Here is a 16204-nt window from a genome sequence, read left to right as displayed (position 1 = left end):
TACTGGCCTCTTTCCTTTCTTATCGACGTGGAAAGCACTGTCTTGGAAAACATTGCCGCGGGAAACACAGTCTTGGAAAACACTGCCTTGGAAAACACAGTCTTGGAAAACACTGTCTTGGAAAACACTGTCTTGGAAAACAAAATCGAGGAAAGCATTGACGTGGAAAACAGAATCTGGGAAAACATTGACGCGGAAAACAAAACCGGCGTGGGTTACAAAAATTTGGAGAACAGCCTATCGGGAAACATTGACGAAAATCGTAGGATTCATCCTCTTCATTCTCTTCATCCCATTCATCAATTTCAGGAGATTCCCATTCATCTCTTGGCACTTCACTCATCCCTTCCTATGAAATTACCGCAATAAAAAAAGTTACGGTTATTACATAATATGGATAAGGGAAGCCCATTGACACTTTTAGAGTTTCGTATATGTAGTAAAGTATATTTCGGTTACTGTTTACCTTGCCAACCAATATGGACAGAAAACACTAAAAAACGGTATCATATTCCTTTACGAAGAATATGATACCACTTTGCGTACACTATTTTTTTCTTCGTCTGATACAATCGACAAATGCCTCCAATCTAGTGAGAACCCCCACATCGCTGGAGTGTTCGTCAACACTTAAGGACAATAAGGGCAAATTGAAGTCTTGAGCAATATTCCTGAGTGCGTATTGAGCTACTATTTCGGGCATACAGCCAAATGGATATATATGGACAATTCCGTCATAACCGTTCCGCGCGCACCATAACATACTCCCTACTGATTTTAGCCCGTCACCGCCAATATGATGATTAAGATAGGGCCTAGCCTGCTTCTGAAATACCTTCTCCTCGTTGTATAGCCCCAGTGAGCTTAATAACGTATTTGAATAAACCCATTCCCCTGTATTAACAAACTTTTTGACCTCTATACCTTGTTGAAGCAATATGTCTTCCACTCTATAATTGACATAAGGTTCGACCAACAAATAGAATTCTCCAACTAAGCCAACCTTCGGCTTTTGACAAGCGCTAGGTTCACTCATTGTCCTTATCAATTGAATAATCTGATCTTGCTTGTCCTTAATATCTCTAAAAGTTTGGCAATTACGAAACTCTCTCGTTGATTTATTCGCTATATCAATGATAATATCCGGCTTATTAGACCGCGATCCATAAAAATTCTTGGCATTGTTGATAGAATCAAGAGCTTTTAGTATCTTAATTGCCATAGTAAGCTGCTTTACGATCTTCAAGCGACTGACTTGAGGCGCCACACTTTGTAAAAAGTGATATAACCCGTTGAAGAGATGGTTGGTATCAATCGTATAAAATTTCACATTTTTAGTCTTAGAAAGCTGAATTTTTTGCACAGCACCGTAAAATCCTAAGCGGCATTTTCCGGCACCACACACGGTTACAAATGTATCTGCACCCTTATCCATACTCTCCAAAAAATTACCCATGTTTATTTTGTAGGGCAAACATACACCTTCCGGTGAATACATTGAACCCAACTCAACCGTTTTCGCGGAAATTGACGGAGCTTCAATAACTTCAGCACCAAGGTTTGTCAGCATGTTGTAGACCGGTATACTAAGATAGCCCATATGAGGATAACTTATCTTCAAGCTTTAACCTCCTTGATACCATATCCCAAAAGGCTTCAACCCGCGTAATAAGCCCGGCATTGCCGGTATGCTCATCAATAGTAATCACCATATGTGGCTTATTACTTGGTTTGAGAATATGATGCTCCAAGTATTCGTTAACAAGTGAATCGGGACCACAGCCAAAACTTGATACCATAATAATACCTGCTATATCGCTTTGTCGGCAAAAATACCGGGTAGCACCGGCAATTTTCATTGACAGTTGCCAATAAATATCCTGTCGAAATGCTTTGGCTTCCTCATAAATTGTTTTGTTTGGCAAATCGTTCGGAGTGATAATCTCTACAGCTTGAGACTTAAAAAATTTTTCAATATCATTATTGAAGAAAACATCCTTTATTATGTAACTATGACCAATCACCGCGATTTTAGCCTTTGCCGTGTGGTCAGATTGAAGCGGGATATTATCCTTCCAGGCTTTTCGGGCTTGGTAGTATGCCCGCTGTCCGCTAATGGCAGACAAACCTAACGGCTGACATATCGTACGAACGGCCTTTACTACTGTAGCCTGGGAACTATTTTCAATATTGGGACTAAGTAATTCTTTACCAGTCAATCTAAACGTATTTTGCACAATATCCGGTAAACCGGCAAGCTTTGCACAAAAATGATTGTCCGGATAATACTGGGCGATGCGAGGTATGAAGATATGACTGCATGTGTTTAATAAGGATTCTACATGACCTAAGTAAACCTTCAATGGTATACAAGACTCGTCAATAGCAAGCGACATCCCCCGGTCTAATATTTGTTTATTGGTATTACCGGAAAGAGTCACCGGTACTCTAATGTTCTGAAAAAACTCCAGCCAGAAACCGCCAAACTCGTGATATAGTAATGCTTGGGGAATGCCGACCTTAACACTCATTTGTTTCACCTTTTGTATCTTAGTTAAAAAAGACTTGGCTTGTACCAAGTCCTTTAGGCTGCAGGTAGAAGCTTTAGTCGTTCTATCCAGGAAAAGTTATACTTTTCATCTGGAGTAAGGAGGTAGGTATCTACCTCCTTATTACTCCTGTTGCCGATTGCTTAATTTAGTTTCCGACGTTTCACTTACGCGGCTGTTAAGCTGGGCAATATGCCGATCCATGTCCTGGGCCATTTGCTCAAACATTGTCTGAGCACCTTGGTCGTCCGTGGATGTGGCAAAAGTTGCGTACGTGCCTTTGGCAGCTTGGGCAGCAGCTAACGCTTTCTCTAAGTCCTTTTTTACAGTCACAGTATATACCTCCTAAAAGTATCTTAATGCTCCATTTATTATTAATGTACAGACTGCCTTTTATTTATTAGTGGAAATATATTACAACTCTTTCTCTGTTTCCGTAGCGGCAAGTACCTGGAATGCTTGCTCTTCTGCCGGAATGCGAACGTACAAAAGCAGCACCGCATTGGCCATGGTAGCCAGAACCGCCGTGATCGTTGCCCCAAAAATCATTGGCACACTCATTAATTCTACTGCAACCGCCAAATAGTTGGGGTGTTTGAGCATTCGGTAGGGCCCGCGCCGGATTAGCGTGCTGCCGGGTATGATCAAAATGCGTGTATTCCAATGCCTTCCCAGACTGGCAATACACCAATACCTTACAATCTGCGCGCTCAAAAACACTCCCAGCCATACATACCATACCGCCGACAAATTATTATACAAACTTCCCTCAACAACCCAACCCGCCAGCCAGATAGCATGCAGCAAAAAAAAACAACGATAATGGCCGGCGCCAAATTCCCTGGCTCCGGCTCTACATGCCCAAAGTCTGTTGCGCCGGGCAACAGCCAATTCCACCAGGCGCTGCGTGACAATAACAGCAAACATAAACCAAATTACTGTCTTTACCATCGGAATAACACCTGTTCCGCACTGAATCCCGGACCTAGACTCAGCATAATGCCATATTCATTCGCCGGCGGCGTAGACGCCAGAAACCGCTCAAGGACAAAAAATACTGATGAACTTGACATATTGCCATAATTGGCAAGGACTTCATAGCCGCTTACCAAATCGTTATTATGTAATCCAAAACATTCGGTATAGGCTTGCAATACCTTCGCACCGCCGGGATGGACTACATAATGCTGAATGTCAGTGTGGGTAATGCCCCACAAGTCACAGGCCTGGGCAACCAACGCCGGCAGTTCTTTTCTGACAATACTCGGAATATCGCGGGAAAATCGCACTTTTAATCCGGTGTCTATCAGTTCCCATCCCATAATATCTTCTGAATTGGGAAACAGCGTACTGTAGCTGCCCAAAACCTCAGGCCCGTTTCCCTCGGCCGCGATGATAGCGGCTGCCGCCCCGTCGGCAAAAATACTGGTTCCAATCAAATTAGCCTTGGAAAAATCATTTCGCTGAAAAGTAAGACTGCATAATTCTACCGTAACCAGTAATACCGCACTCCGGGTATAATTTTTGGCTAATTCCGCCGCTCTGGCAAGCCCCGCCACTCCGCCCGCACAGCCCAGTCCCCAAACCGGCAACCGGTACGTATGGGGCGATAAACCCAACCGCTGAATCAGTTTGGCATCCAGCGTAGGCGTTGCAATACCGGTTGACGATACAAAAACCACCATCCCCACATCCCGCTCGGCGATTCCGGCCCGGTCAATAGCCTGCCTGGACGCTTGCTCAGCCAAAGCTAAAGCCACTTCTTCATAAATTCGGTTTGCTTCGGCAAAAGGATGGATATCGCTATACCAAGCAAGCGGTTGAGAAAGGTAGCGGGTTTGAATTAAGCTGTTTTCGAACACCGGCAGCAGCCGGTCAAGATGCTGGATATGTGAGTTAAATAAAGCAGCAGCTGTTTTCTTGATATCCTTCTGGCATAACGCATGCGGTGGAACTGCCGTCCCAACAGACCGGATTTTGACTCCCTTCATTGAATCACCAGCCTTTTCCTGAAATTACCTTGTCCATTACCATGCCGCAATTAGGAGACTATATCTCTATTTAATCTTATTATCTCAGCCGCTAAAAATACCATATATATCCAGCGTACTAAAGATATTGACACCCGCCTATGCCTGCCAGCTTCTATACGGCGAACATACAGACAAACCTCTCCCAAAAAATTTCCGGAGAGGTCTGCTACCTGCGTCTATTATTGTAGCTGCAGGCTAGGTGACTGATATTGTTCATTCACCTGGCCAATGCCCGGCAATTGCACTTCACGCTGGCTGCCGGCATAACGGATACCGGCAAATTCCGCCAGATTTTTATCAACTGTTACCAGATCCGTGCGGTCGAGTTCTTTAAAAGCGGTTTTGCCAACCGCCTGAACGGCCAGCTGCATTTCAATCATACAGGATGTCAGGAAATTAGTCAGGTGTCTGGCAGCTTTATCTACATCCAGCTTGTCGGTCATTTTCCCGGTATAAAGTGCCATTTGCGAAGGCGGTGCCTGTGGCAAAGTTTTGGCCACCTGGGTATGCATGGCAGCCATTAAGGCAATCGTGCCAATATAGATGGCATCAGCACCAAGTGCCAATGCTTTAAGAAAATGCCCCGGCGTTGTCATGCCGCCTGTCACAATAACGCTAAAGCGGTCTCTAAGGTTTTGCTGGGTAAGCCAGTCAACGGTACGCACTAATGTGTGAAAAGTCGGTAACCCAACATTATCCTGCAGCGTCGGGTTGGCTACTGCCGTCCCGCCTTCCGAGCCGTCTACAACAATATAATCAGCCTGTGTTTGGGCAATAACGGCTAATTCATACTCAATATAATCAGTTCCGGCAATTTTTACTCCTATCGGAACATCATACTGAGCTTTCATTTTATTAATCATTTGAATATAATCCTGCGACGTACTCTTGCCGGGCATACGGGAATATACGGTGGCATCCTGGCCTTTTTCCAGCTTCCAGGCTTTTTGTAAGTGCCGGCCAATCTGTTCAGAGCGCATAGGCTCGTCTACGGCTCCGCCCCAGGCACCCTGCCCAAGTTGAATCTCAATAGCATCGAGCATGCCCAATTGCTCCTGGCCGCTTAACATTCCCCCACGGTGGTATTGCCCTACCAACAGCCTGGCGGCTTGCCGCTCTTCATCCGTAACCGCCGATTCACCTGTATTGGTGGCTGTACCGGCCATAGATGCACCTTTTGCCAGCGCAACCTTCATGGGCAGACTTAACGATCCTCCGTAGGACATCCCCGTAATCATAATAGGCGTCTCCAGTGTTAAAGGTCTTTTGGCATTTGGCCCAATGACCGTTTTCGTAGTTACCTTCGTATAATCTTCCGTGGGTAGCTGGAATAATTGTTTGGGATTTAACAGAATTTTATCCCAAGGTGACAATACCACCGGACTGCCCAGCGGTCGCGTTAATTCCTTGCCAAGTTCGGCCCGGATAGCCGCCTCCATAACTGCCCGGGGAGAAAGTTTTTCGGCAACTGTCACTAATAGAAAAGGGTTATCCGGATAATCCTCGGTCAGCATCTTGGCCATTATCTCATCCATGGCCGGATCCATCATTTTCATCATCATCCAACTTAGCAACATACCTGACACCTCCGTATGATTAGTTTGCGCACTATTGCCATTTTTACACCATACAGCCAATAATGCTCCATATTTTCATTACTGCCCAAACTTGCTTCTATTTACTGGCCTGACTTATACTCAATTTTGAGTGGACTTTGGGATTAACAAATAATTGTCCTTTAGAATCAATCCCTGCATAAGTCACTTCCGCTATAGCAGAAATGCCTCTGGCTGCCAATTGTTCTTCCAGCCATTCCTTGGAATAGTTTTGTTTTTGTAAATTGCGTTCAATAACAACCCCATCCATAATCAATTCCACCGGGAACATAGGATCAGGCAAGTGAATATTAAAATCACTTTTAGTCATAGGCTGATAGTCCGACTTCTTTATCACGCTCAATTTTCCGGTCGTTTCTAAAACAGCATATTGCACTTCGGCGGGATCAAATATCCCCTGCTCGCGCAGTTGGCTATGCAATTCGTCCAGATCATAGCGCAGGCCGTGCATACTTTCTTCAATAATCTTGCCGTTCTCGATTATAACGGTCGGAGAACCGTCAATTAATTTTCTTAAGGGCCGGCTTTTAATCGTAACAACTGATACTGCATACGTCAGGGCAACAAATAAAATAAGATCATAATAATGGTTCCACACTTTATCGGCATCAGCCGCTGCGATGTTGGCGGCAAGTGAACCAATGGTAATCCCGCTAATATATTCATAATAAGTCAATTGACCAACCTGTGTTTTGCCAAGTACACGGGTAAATATAAGCAGACCTATGAATACCAGTGAGGTCTGCCAGGTATCGCGCATTATTTCGTGCCATTCCATATTCTGTTCCTCCCTTTGTGAGCTCATATATACTATAGGTTGCACAAAACGCAAGGAAGATATGTTCCTGCTGAGCAAATTGAATGCAAACCAGCTAACCCGCAGCTTCATTAAAGGGGAAAAGCCAGAGTGGCAAAAATCCTTGCAATACTTGCCATCCATAACAGATTACCCCCGCAGTCAAGTAAACTGCGGGGGTAATCTATCTTTGCTTTACTATTTTTTTACATTAAGGGTGTCATTGTCAGCGCCGGATGTTTCTTTTCCTCCAGGAAGGGCAAGATACTCTCTTCCGTAGTTCCTACTGTCTCATCGGCAATTTTGTCGATAAAGTCGGTTCCCAGACCAAGAGCGACAGCCCGTTCGGTCAATTCCTCTCTCAGATAATCTTTTAATTCTTTCGGCATCCAGACAATACGTCCTAAACCACCATCGGCCGGAATAAACTTGGAACTTATTATATAACGACGGCCAACTCCCATGAAACCCAGGGTCTGTACCCCGCCGCCGCAAGTCCCTGCCAACGTGGAGAAGGTCATGCCGCAGGGCGTTTCCCCGGCATGTTCACGGGTGGTAAGCATCACCCCATTCGTCATCGGCAGTACGGCAATGATAGCTTCAAAGCAGCCGCAGGAAGTCATCGGCCTGTCCATCAGAGTATATAGGTTAACTTCTTCCAGTGTCTGGTGGGAGGCACCGTAGAGGAAGGTATTCAAATTTTTCCACATGCCTTTTTGCTCATCAAGGCATTCGCCCTTAACAATTGGCTGATTAGGCCCGGTCGGTGTAATTTCATTCGAAGCCTTGGCATCAAGCCAGCTCACCGCCCCGCACAAACCAACGCGTTCAGGCGAAACAATGCAAACATGGTTAGGCGCGAAGGACTGGCATAGTGTGCAGGAATAGAATGTGTCCACCGATTCATCGGTAAGGCCCTTCAATCTGGCGTCACGGGCTTGGTACCTTTCACGGGCGATGACAATTTTTTCTTCAATCACTTTGGCATCGGTAATTAAAGTAATCTGTACCCTGTCAACAATGGCCGGGTAATCGGATTTAAACTTAGCAATTAAAAGTTCCCCGTAATGACGGATTTTAAAACCGGCAGCTTTAGCCGCCTTGCTAATTCGCAGCCAGCACAAATCCCGCTGCGCCACATGCCACAGTCCTTCGCCGTAGTTGATAAAATAATGAATACGGCGTTCCAGTACGCCTTCAAAGTCTTCCTGCATTTTGCGGCCATAGATATCCACCATAATTCCCAAGGGAAACACACTGCCCTCGGGCATTTCGTCAATCTCCGGCCCAATAACCTCGATCTTGCCATCCTCTACCGCATCGGCGCTGCACATGCGAACAAGCTCAAAGCCAGGAGCACGGCCACCGCCAAATTCAACTCAGGCCTCTTTTTTGCGGATGGTTTCCCCTTCAAAAGCCGGGCCCACAGTAATAGGCACAGGAATATCCACTATTTTGAGCTTGATGTTGCGAAGTTCCAAGGCCAGTTTGACAATTTTTCCATAATCGGGTTCAGGCTCCAACAGGCCCGAAATTGTCAATTCAGGCGGCAAAGCCTGATCGGTAACAATCGGGAAACCCATGAACAGCGCACCGGCGCCAATTGCCACCGTAACGGCATCCAGCTCGCCTAGTGCAATTACGAAAGCAGGAACACGGTTCTTTTGATACTCCAGCATCCGGGCACGTTCGCCTTTAGGAACACCGCCAAAGGCTAAACCGGCACGGGCAGCGAAGTTAACCGCATGAATAATCTGGGTAAATTTTCCCAGTGGGAAAGTCAGATAATCAACGCCAACTTTAATATTTTCCTCTATACATTGTTCAATAATATCGTTAACCAGCATGACAAGAATGCCCTTGGCCTGTAAATCCTTAACCAGCGCCGCACCGGCTTTGGCGTCTTTTGCTTTGCCGGTAATAACAGCAACACCGGGAATCGTGCCGTCAACCAGCGGTACGCCGAATTTGCGCAAAATACGTTCAGGCAAAAAACCGGTATAAGGAGGCTCATCAGGTTTTGCGTCATCTACATAACGTAACGCCTCAATGATTTCACCGGCATACAAAGTCGCTTCTCCAGACAATAGGGCATTACCAAGTCCCGGCTCCGGCCGTAGGTTATTTTCTTTAAGGAGTACGTTGTTTTTTACACATACTTTATTCTATTTTTTCCCTTATAATCCTGCAAAGATTGTGAACAAACATCTTTTTTATACTGCTTAATGCATATTGTGATTCATGGGCATGTTGTGGTTCATGGTTGAACCATTTGGCGTCCAGCCCATAATAGTGGGGTCTACCATACCAAATACCATGGCAACATGAGCAACCACAAGAAACACCGTGAGCAAAATAAAATGCAGTTTAAGCTTCTCGTCCTCGGTTTTGCCGCGGCCAATAAGGCCCAATTCCAACAGCGCAATACCCATGAGCGGAATAACACCGCTTAGATACGAACCAACAGCCAGTACGTCTGCCGTACCGCGCCAAGGCATACCCGGCACTGCGGTAATCATCAGGTTGAGAAATATGCCCAGGAAATAAAAACCAAGGACAATGCCAATGTATTTGTTTAATGTACGCATAGCCCCAGCGGCTTTCCCCCTGTTAAAAACCACGAAAAACTCAGTGGCTACCAGGGATTCCGCCAACGCAACCGGGATCACCATGTAGATAATGAGATTCCACGGCTGATTGACAGCCAGAAGTTCCATATAATGGGTCATGTTCATTCTTCATTCTCCTTTCCGCCTTTGCGGGCGTTTGTTGAAAACAATTGTAACAGGAGATTATGAAGAACTTATGAAGACGATATGAAAAACTTATGTATATATATATACCTTTACTCATTCACCAGAATTCCCGTTGGTATCCCCTTTAAGAAATCTGCGTTGTCATATTCCCTGGCAATCTCCATAATAGCCTTCATACTTTCGGTTATATACTTATTCTTATAATAAACGATATTAAACGATCTGTCCCAGGCGTTTTCCCGACTCTTTATGACGTACATCCGGCCAGCTTTTATTTCTTCGGTCACCAGCCTTATGGATATTGCCGCCAGGCAGTCATTCTCTAATACAACATTTTTTATAACCCCTGGACAGGTTATTTCCCAGCCTATTTTCAGTTTTACACCGTTATTTTGCATGTAATTTTCAAATAATTCTCTGGTACCGCTTCCTTCTTCCCGCATTACAAAGCGCTCATTTTCGAGTTCCTTTACCGAAATTCGCTTGCGTCCCGCAAGGCGGTGGGTATTAGCACATACGATAACAAGATAATCTTTTACGGCAGGAGAATTGACTAAATCATGGCTTTTGACCTGTCCTTCCACAATCCCGATATCCAATTCCGCTTGCAAAATTTTATCTTCAATGGATTTGGTATTATTCATATACGCAAAAGGTTCCACCTGCGGCATCCGTTCCTGAAAACGATTTAACATAGACGGCAACATACATGATCCGACCGTTACTGTAACGCCAACCCGTATTTTTTCGGCATGGCCTTCTATCAGCATGTACGTATTCAACTCATCAAATTGCTTTACGGCGACTCTGGCATAAGTCAGCAGATTTTTTCCGGCTTCCGTTATATATAGCTTTTTTGAAATTCTTTCAAACAATAAGACTCCATAATGGGTCTCCAACTCTCTGATTGCCTGACTTACAGTAGGCTGAGAAATAAAATATTTAGCTGCCGCGGCACTCATTTTACCGGTTTCAGCCACAGCAATAAAGATTTTTAAGTGTCTTATCGTCATTTCTTTCTCCTTAAAGACCTTTTTATATTAATAGGTTTTACCTATAATTATCATAAAATAATATCACTTTTATTATTAATTAACAAGTGGTATATTGTTGATATAGAAATTGATAAATTACTACAAAAGGTCTATGAGAGAATAGAATTGGAGGGTAAAAAATGTCTGCGTTAACAATTAGTGCTGAAGATGAAAAAAGGGTAAAAGCACTTGGTTTTTTAAGCAACAAGGGAACAGACAACTTTTCAGCGAGAGTTGTAACCGTAAATGGTGTCATTACGGGTGCTCAGGCCAAATGTATTGCCGAGGCCGCTGAATTATTCGGCAATGGTATGCTTACCTTTACAACAAGACTTAGCATAGAATGCCAGGGTATTCCCTATGAAAAAATTGAAGACTTTCGATCCTATATTGCCAAAGAAGGACTCGTTACCGGTGGCACAGGCGCTAAAATACGTCCTGTTGTCTCCTGCAAAGGAACGACATGTCAATATGGACGCATTGATACCTTCGCTTTGTCCAGAGAAATTCACGAAAGGTTTTATAACGGCTTTGCCGGCGTAAAACTACCCCATAAATTTAAAATTGCAGTAGGCGGTTGTCCGAACAACTGTGTAAAGCCTGACTTGAATGATATAGGCATTATTGGTCAAATGGCCCCTATTTTTGATAAAGCTGTCTGTAAAGGCTGCAATAAATGTGCTGTCGCTGAAGCTTGTCCCGTCAATGCTGCCACTGTTGTAGACGGTGTTTTGGAAATTGACCCTCACAAGTGTAAAAAGTGTGGACGCTGTATTGGAAAATGCCGCTTTGATGCGATTCAAGACGGTAAACAGGGTTATAAGATCTGTTTTGGCGGGAGATGGGGCAAAAACGTAGCTCAGGGTAAAGCGTTAAACAAAACCTTTGCCGATAAAGGAGAAGTTTTAACAGTAATTGAAAAAGCTATTCTCTTTTATAAAGAAAAGGGCAAAGCCGGTGAACGCTTTTCGCAAACCATCGAAAGACTTGGTTTTAAAAACGTAGAGGCGGAAGTATTATCAGCCGAAATCCTTGATAGAAAACAAGAGATTTTAGAGTGCTAAATTCTTACCGAATGAGACGCCCGCTGATGAATCATAACGTATGATAAGAAGATTCCCCACCAGTTGTTCTAATACCGCAACTGACGGGGAATCTTCTTTTACGGCCTCCCATCGGAAAATACGATAAATTTTATAATCAATAAAAACGTAACAAGGATTCAAGATAAAAGCATGGAATAAATTATTGAGATATTGCTCATTCACCCGTTCACACGGATAAATGAATCCAATAGCCATATATTCAGCAACAGAATTGGGAAATGTTGGGATGCGATAGTTTGTTTAAGCAGCTACGGATGGCTGTGGCTTACTTTGCTTTAGTTGTATCTGCCGGAATCACAGGTTTTGTATTAATTGAACACTTACCGTGGCTGGATGCCATTTATCTGACAGTTGCAACCGTGGCTACAGTCGGTTATGGCGATGTAGTACCGGTAACACCACTGGGAAAAGCCTTTGCTATTTTGCTGATCGTGTTTGGCGTTGGCACCGCCGGCTATACGCTTACTCTACTGGTGAGCGTGCTGGTCGAGGGACATATCAAAAATCTCTTTGGGAGGCGTACCATGCTGCAACAAATCGCCCAGCTTAAACATCATGTGATCGTCTGTGGTGCCGGCCGAGTAGGACAACAAGTTATTTCCGGTTTACGCAACAGTAATATAGCTTGTGTCGTTATCGAAGAAAACCTTGATAGCGTGGAGTCATTGCTTGAAGATAAGGTCTTGGTCATCTGCGGTGATGCCAAACAGGATAAAATTTTGCAGGCAGCAGGCGTCAAACAGGCAAGAGTCCTCGTTGCCGCCTTATCGAATGATGCGGATAACGTCTATGTAACCTTATCGGCCAAAAGCCAGAATACAAGCATTATGGTTGTGGCCAGAGCCGAAGAAGAAGAAGCTGAATCGAAATTAAAACAGGCCGGTGCAACGACCATTATATCCCCCTCTATTTCCGGCGGCAGGCAGATATTGGCGGCCATTACTCATCCGGCATCTTACGATTTCCTGCAAAATATGTTTTATAATCAGGAGCTTCATGTTGATCTGGCCGAAATCCGTGTTGGCAAAGGATCTGAACTTGTAGGAAAAACGGCTCAGGAAATCTGGGCGAATAAAGGGCTTAATTTACTGATTGTCGCTATCAACCGGAATCATCAATTTCTGTCTACAGCCATAAAAAAAGAGATAATATTAGCTGAAGATATTTTAATTGTGGTCGGTCCGCCGGAGTCTGTTCAGCTACTGAAGCGATTGGCCAATACCTCTTTGGCGTTTAGCGATTTTTGTATTGACTGAATGGCGCCAGTCTTGCCGTGATAACTTTACAAACAACAGGAGGCACAGAAATTTGAAAAATGCGATTGTTCTATTTGCAAAAGTCCCCAAAGCCGGCGACAATAAAACCAGACTAACAGCCGAACGCGGCGGCATTTTTACAGTGGAAGAAGCTAAAGAGTTTTACGAGGCTTCACTGCTGGATGTAATCGACAGCTGTATTGCGGCGGATTGCGGCGATGTATATATTTGTTATAACCTGAACGGCGACAGGGACTACTTACATCAACTTGTTAAATCCACCTTTGGTGCTCAAGCGCTGAAAGACATCTTCCCCGACGAAGGAAAATCATTTGACCAAGGCATGCAATACGCTGTTGATTACATATTTAAGAATGGTTCCGATAACAGGCTGGCCGACAGTGTTTTCATTTTAGGCGGAGATACTCCTACACTGCAACCGGCAACCCTTAAAGAAGCTGTAAAAAAACTTGAAGCGATTGCATCCACTCCCCAGGCATTTACCTGCGCTAAAAAAACTAACATCGTCAGTCCTGCAATTGGTGCCGGAATCATTGAATCTGTCGATCAGGAAGGCGGCTTTAATTTAATCGGCTATACGTATGCTACGCCCTTTTCGTTTAATGGTGTTTTTTATAATCAGGACGGCATAACCGCTCTGGACATGATCGCTTTTAAGGCAGCCGAGCAGACTATTCCTGTTGGCATCGTTGAAATGATTCCCGATATTGACTTGCCGGCCGACTTGGCCAGCTTAATTCCTGTATTAAACACACTAAAAATTGCCAAACAATACGACTCTACCATTACATTGCCAACAAGAACCCTGCATTATTTAGAGGAATTAGGAATCCAGACTACAGCCCCTGTATCCGCAATTATTGACTGAATTACAGATAAATCAATCTTTATTTTGCTTTGTTTCCAAAGCGCTTGCAATCCGCTGCAGCGCTTTATTTATTCTATTTAATTTCTCCATTCCTGCTATATTGCATATTATGGAATATCAGAGTAGTGGAGGTTTATCCAAATGAAAAATAACAATAACCATTTTCTCAAAGAATATCCGGAAATAATCGAATGGCAGAAACATCGGAAGCACCGCCAATGCTGCGTCCCATTCAATTGCAGTCCGTTTCACTGCCGCCCTTATTACTGTCGTCCGTATCGGCTATGCCGCCCGTTTGACTGTTGTAATCCGCACATCATTCTCTGGCCTTAGCTGTTTTTCGTAGCTGGGGCTTTCTGAAATGATAAATAAACAATGTAAGGTGTATAATCCGGTGAATACTGGATATACTAAGGATAATTCTTTTTCTCTCTCCTTTAAGCGCCGACCATTATGGGCGGCGCCATTTTTTATTCATCCCCAACAAACCATGCGCGCCCAAAAATGCAATATGGCGTAATTTTGATAAAATTTTGTTGAAAAATTTTTGTTAAACAGCCTAGTTAAAGTTACATTATATGTTAGTGAGTCTATTGTAGAATATACCTATGTGCAGAAGGGAGCGTGATTTACATGTTTCAAGAGTTAGTTGAGTTGGCAAAAGAAGTAACCAACGCCGGGTTGCCGCACGACTGTTTGTACGATATCGTCTCATATGTTAAAGAAAATAATACCATGCCAAAAAATGAACTGTTTCAACAATTACATATAATTGTTGAAAATTATAAAAAGGAAAGCGCCAACGACATACATATGGCTAATAACAGCTAATTTCAGAGCATCCCCTAAACTAAAATACCAGTGCCCATAATCCACCCGTCATGGGTATACTAAGCATTATTTTTTCTCTCTCTTTAAAGTGCCGTCTCTATGGACGGCGCTTTTTTCTTTCCTGCCCGCAAACTAACCGTACTGTCAAAAGGATATCCTGCCCGCCTGGAGAATACCATATCCAAGTGAATTGTCTAGAATATGTATGCGTGGCTATTGATTGAATTACAGAGAGGCGGATCACTAACGTACCATTCAAAAATATAAAAACTATACGATAGGATAGATGGATTATGGGAAGGATTGAATATATGAAAAAAGTAGTCATACTCGCCACAGGGGGAACTATCGCCGGAGTATCACATGACCCCACCGACACAGTAAGTTATCACGCAGGCATAGTACCTATAGAAAAGATAGTAAAGGCCATTGAACCACTGACAGCCATTGCCGACATTGCCACAGAACAAATCGCTCAGATTGACAGTGCCGACATGAATCACAAAATCTGGTTTTACCTGACAGAACGCATTAATGCCTTGTTAAAGCAGCCGGACGTGGATGGAATTGTGGTAACTCATGGGACAGATACCCTAGAAGAAACCGCTTATTTTTTAAATCTGGTAGTAAAAAGCGAAAAACCGGTGGTGCTGGTCGGCGCGATGCGGCCAGCAACCGCGATCAGCCCTGACGGCCCTATGAATCTATATAACGCAATCATTCTGGCTGTGAGCCGAACAGCCCGGGGTAAAGGAGTTCTTGTTTCCCTTAATGATACAATTAACAGCAGCCGGGAAGTAACCAAGACCAATACGGCCCTCCAGGACACTTTTAAGGCGCCGGAACTCGGCTATTTAGGTTACATTATTGACGGCTGTCCACATTTTTACCGTATGCCCACACGCAAACACACCTATATGACCGATTTTGATATTTCCGGAATCAATGAACTGCCCCAGGTTGATATCATTTACGGTCATGTCAATGATACCGGGATTTTAGCCCAGGCAGCCGTAGCCTCCGGGGCTAAAGGGCTTATCTATGCGGGGCTTGGCAATGGCAATATGTCGGAAACCATGAAAAATACCTTCCGGAAAATTCAGGCCCGGGGCGTTATCGTTGTGCGCAGCACCCGGGCCGGGAACGGCGTTGTTACCAAAAACAGCGTCCTGGCTGAAGACCATGATAGGTTTGTGGCAGCCGATACTCTCAGCCCGCAAAAAGCCAGAATTTTACTTATGCTGGCCTTGACGAAAACAAGTGACCCGCAAAAAATTCAGGATATGTTTTGGACATACTAGCCAAAATTTTTCTATTTTTTTCATTGTCATATTCTTG

Annotated in this window: 16 protein-coding genes and 1 pseudogene; 6 read left to right on the top strand and 11 right to left on the bottom strand. The window is 44.1% G+C overall.

The window, feature by feature from the left end:
• Positions 1-27 precede the first annotated feature (27 nt).
• Positions 28-369 (top strand): hypothetical protein, encoded by a 342-nt coding sequence (locus BLR65_RS29985; protein ID WP_176772784.1) that lies wholly within the window; start codon positions 28-30, stop codon positions 367-369.
• 178 nt (positions 370-547) lie between these two features.
• Here BLR65_RS29985 and BLR65_RS21485 read toward each other — a convergent pair whose 3' ends face one another.
• The 11 genes and pseudogenes from BLR65_RS21485 to BLR65_RS21440 all read right to left on the bottom strand — a co-directional run bounded on the left by BLR65_RS21485 (position 548) and on the right by BLR65_RS21440 (position 10763).
• The gene (locus tag BLR65_RS21485; RefSeq protein ID WP_093796236.1) at positions 548-1621 is read right to left on the bottom strand and encodes a hypothetical protein; all 1074 of its coding nucleotides are present in this window, start codon (positions 1619-1621) and stop codon (positions 548-550) included.
• Positions 1587-2531, bottom strand: coding sequence for an acyl-CoA dehydratase activase-related protein (locus BLR65_RS21480; RefSeq protein WP_093796235.1), 945 nt, complete (start codon positions 2529-2531; stop codon positions 1587-1589). The genes BLR65_RS21485 and BLR65_RS21480 overlap by 35 nt, the downstream gene beginning before the upstream one ends.
• 141 nt (positions 2532-2672) lie before the next feature.
• Entirely contained in the window at positions 2673-2882 is a 210-nt protein-coding gene (locus BLR65_RS21475; protein WP_093796234.1) for a DUF1657 domain-containing protein, read from the bottom strand.
• Positions 2883-2963: 81 nt separating this feature from the next.
• A complete protein-coding gene (locus BLR65_RS21470) occupies positions 2964-3500 on the bottom strand; it encodes an isoprenylcysteine carboxyl methyltransferase family protein (protein ID WP_093796233.1) in 537 nt (178 codons plus the stop codon).
• Positions 3494-4540, bottom strand: a complete 1047-nt coding sequence (locus tag BLR65_RS21465) for a type III polyketide synthase (RefSeq protein WP_093796232.1) — start codon at positions 4538-4540, stop codon at positions 3494-3496. Before BLR65_RS21465 ends, BLR65_RS21470 begins: the two co-directional genes overlap by 7 nt.
• A 221-nt stretch (positions 4541-4761) precedes the next feature.
• On the bottom strand, positions 4762-6159 hold the full coding sequence (locus BLR65_RS21460) for an FMN-binding glutamate synthase family protein (RefSeq protein ID WP_093796231.1): 1398 nt from the start codon (positions 6157-6159) through the stop codon (positions 4762-4764).
• A gap of 97 nt (positions 6160-6256) precedes the next feature.
• A complete protein-coding gene (locus BLR65_RS21455; RefSeq protein WP_093796230.1) occupies positions 6257-6976 on the bottom strand; it encodes a DUF421 domain-containing protein in 720 nt (239 codons plus the stop codon).
• Between the two features lie 224 nt (positions 6977-7200).
• Positions 7201-8361, bottom strand: a pseudogene (cdhC, locus tag BLR65_RS30560) (CO dehydrogenase/CO-methylating acetyl-CoA synthase complex subunit beta); the annotation flags it as partial.
• Positions 8362-8373: 12 nt separating this feature from the next.
• Entirely contained in the window at positions 8374-9081 is a 708-nt protein-coding gene (locus tag BLR65_RS30555; RefSeq protein WP_218130654.1) for a hypothetical protein, read from the bottom strand.
• Between the two features lie 135 nt (positions 9082-9216).
• Positions 9217-9729 carry a DUF6803 family protein gene (locus tag BLR65_RS21445; RefSeq protein WP_093796229.1) on the bottom strand — a complete coding sequence of 171 codons (513 nt, stop codon included), beginning with the start codon at positions 9727-9729 and terminating at the stop codon, positions 9217-9219.
• A gap of 110 nt (positions 9730-9839) precedes the next feature.
• Positions 9840-10763 (bottom strand): LysR family transcriptional regulator, encoded by a 924-nt coding sequence (locus tag BLR65_RS21440; protein WP_093796228.1) that lies wholly within the window; start codon positions 10761-10763, stop codon positions 9840-9842.
• A gap of 161 nt (positions 10764-10924) precedes the next feature.
• Between BLR65_RS21440 and BLR65_RS21435 the strand changes: the two genes are divergently transcribed.
• The 5 genes from BLR65_RS21435 to BLR65_RS21415 all read left to right on the top strand — a co-directional run bounded on the left by BLR65_RS21435 (position 10925) and on the right by BLR65_RS21415 (position 16167).
• Complete coding sequence (locus BLR65_RS21435) at positions 10925-11848, top strand: 4Fe-4S binding protein (protein ID WP_093796227.1); 924 nt, start codon at positions 10925-10927, stop codon at positions 11846-11848.
• A gap of 278 nt (positions 11849-12126) precedes the next feature.
• Entirely contained in the window at positions 12127-13146 is a 1020-nt protein-coding gene (locus BLR65_RS21430) for a potassium channel family protein (protein WP_169716963.1), read from the top strand.
• Between the two features lie 52 nt (positions 13147-13198).
• The gene (locus tag BLR65_RS21425) at positions 13199-14035 is read left to right on the top strand and encodes a TIGR04282 family arsenosugar biosynthesis glycosyltransferase (protein WP_093796225.1); all 837 of its coding nucleotides are present in this window, start codon (positions 13199-13201) and stop codon (positions 14033-14035) included.
• Between the two features lie 633 nt (positions 14036-14668).
• On the top strand, positions 14669-14866 hold the full coding sequence (locus BLR65_RS21420; RefSeq protein WP_093796224.1) for a hypothetical protein: 198 nt from the start codon (positions 14669-14671) through the stop codon (positions 14864-14866).
• Between the two features lie 311 nt (positions 14867-15177).
• On the top strand, positions 15178-16167 hold the full coding sequence (locus BLR65_RS21415; RefSeq protein WP_093796248.1) for an asparaginase: 990 nt from the start codon (positions 15178-15180) through the stop codon (positions 16165-16167).
• The last annotated feature ends 37 nt before the right edge of the window (positions 16168-16204 follow it).

Origin of the sequence: Sporomusa acidovorans (assembly GCF_900101845.1) — a bacterium.
GTDB lineage: Bacteria > Bacillota > Negativicutes > Sporomusales > Sporomusaceae > Sporomusa > Sporomusa acidovorans.
The sequence above is the reverse complement of the archived record's forward strand: the minus strand, read 5'-3'. Positions and strand labels throughout refer to the sequence as shown.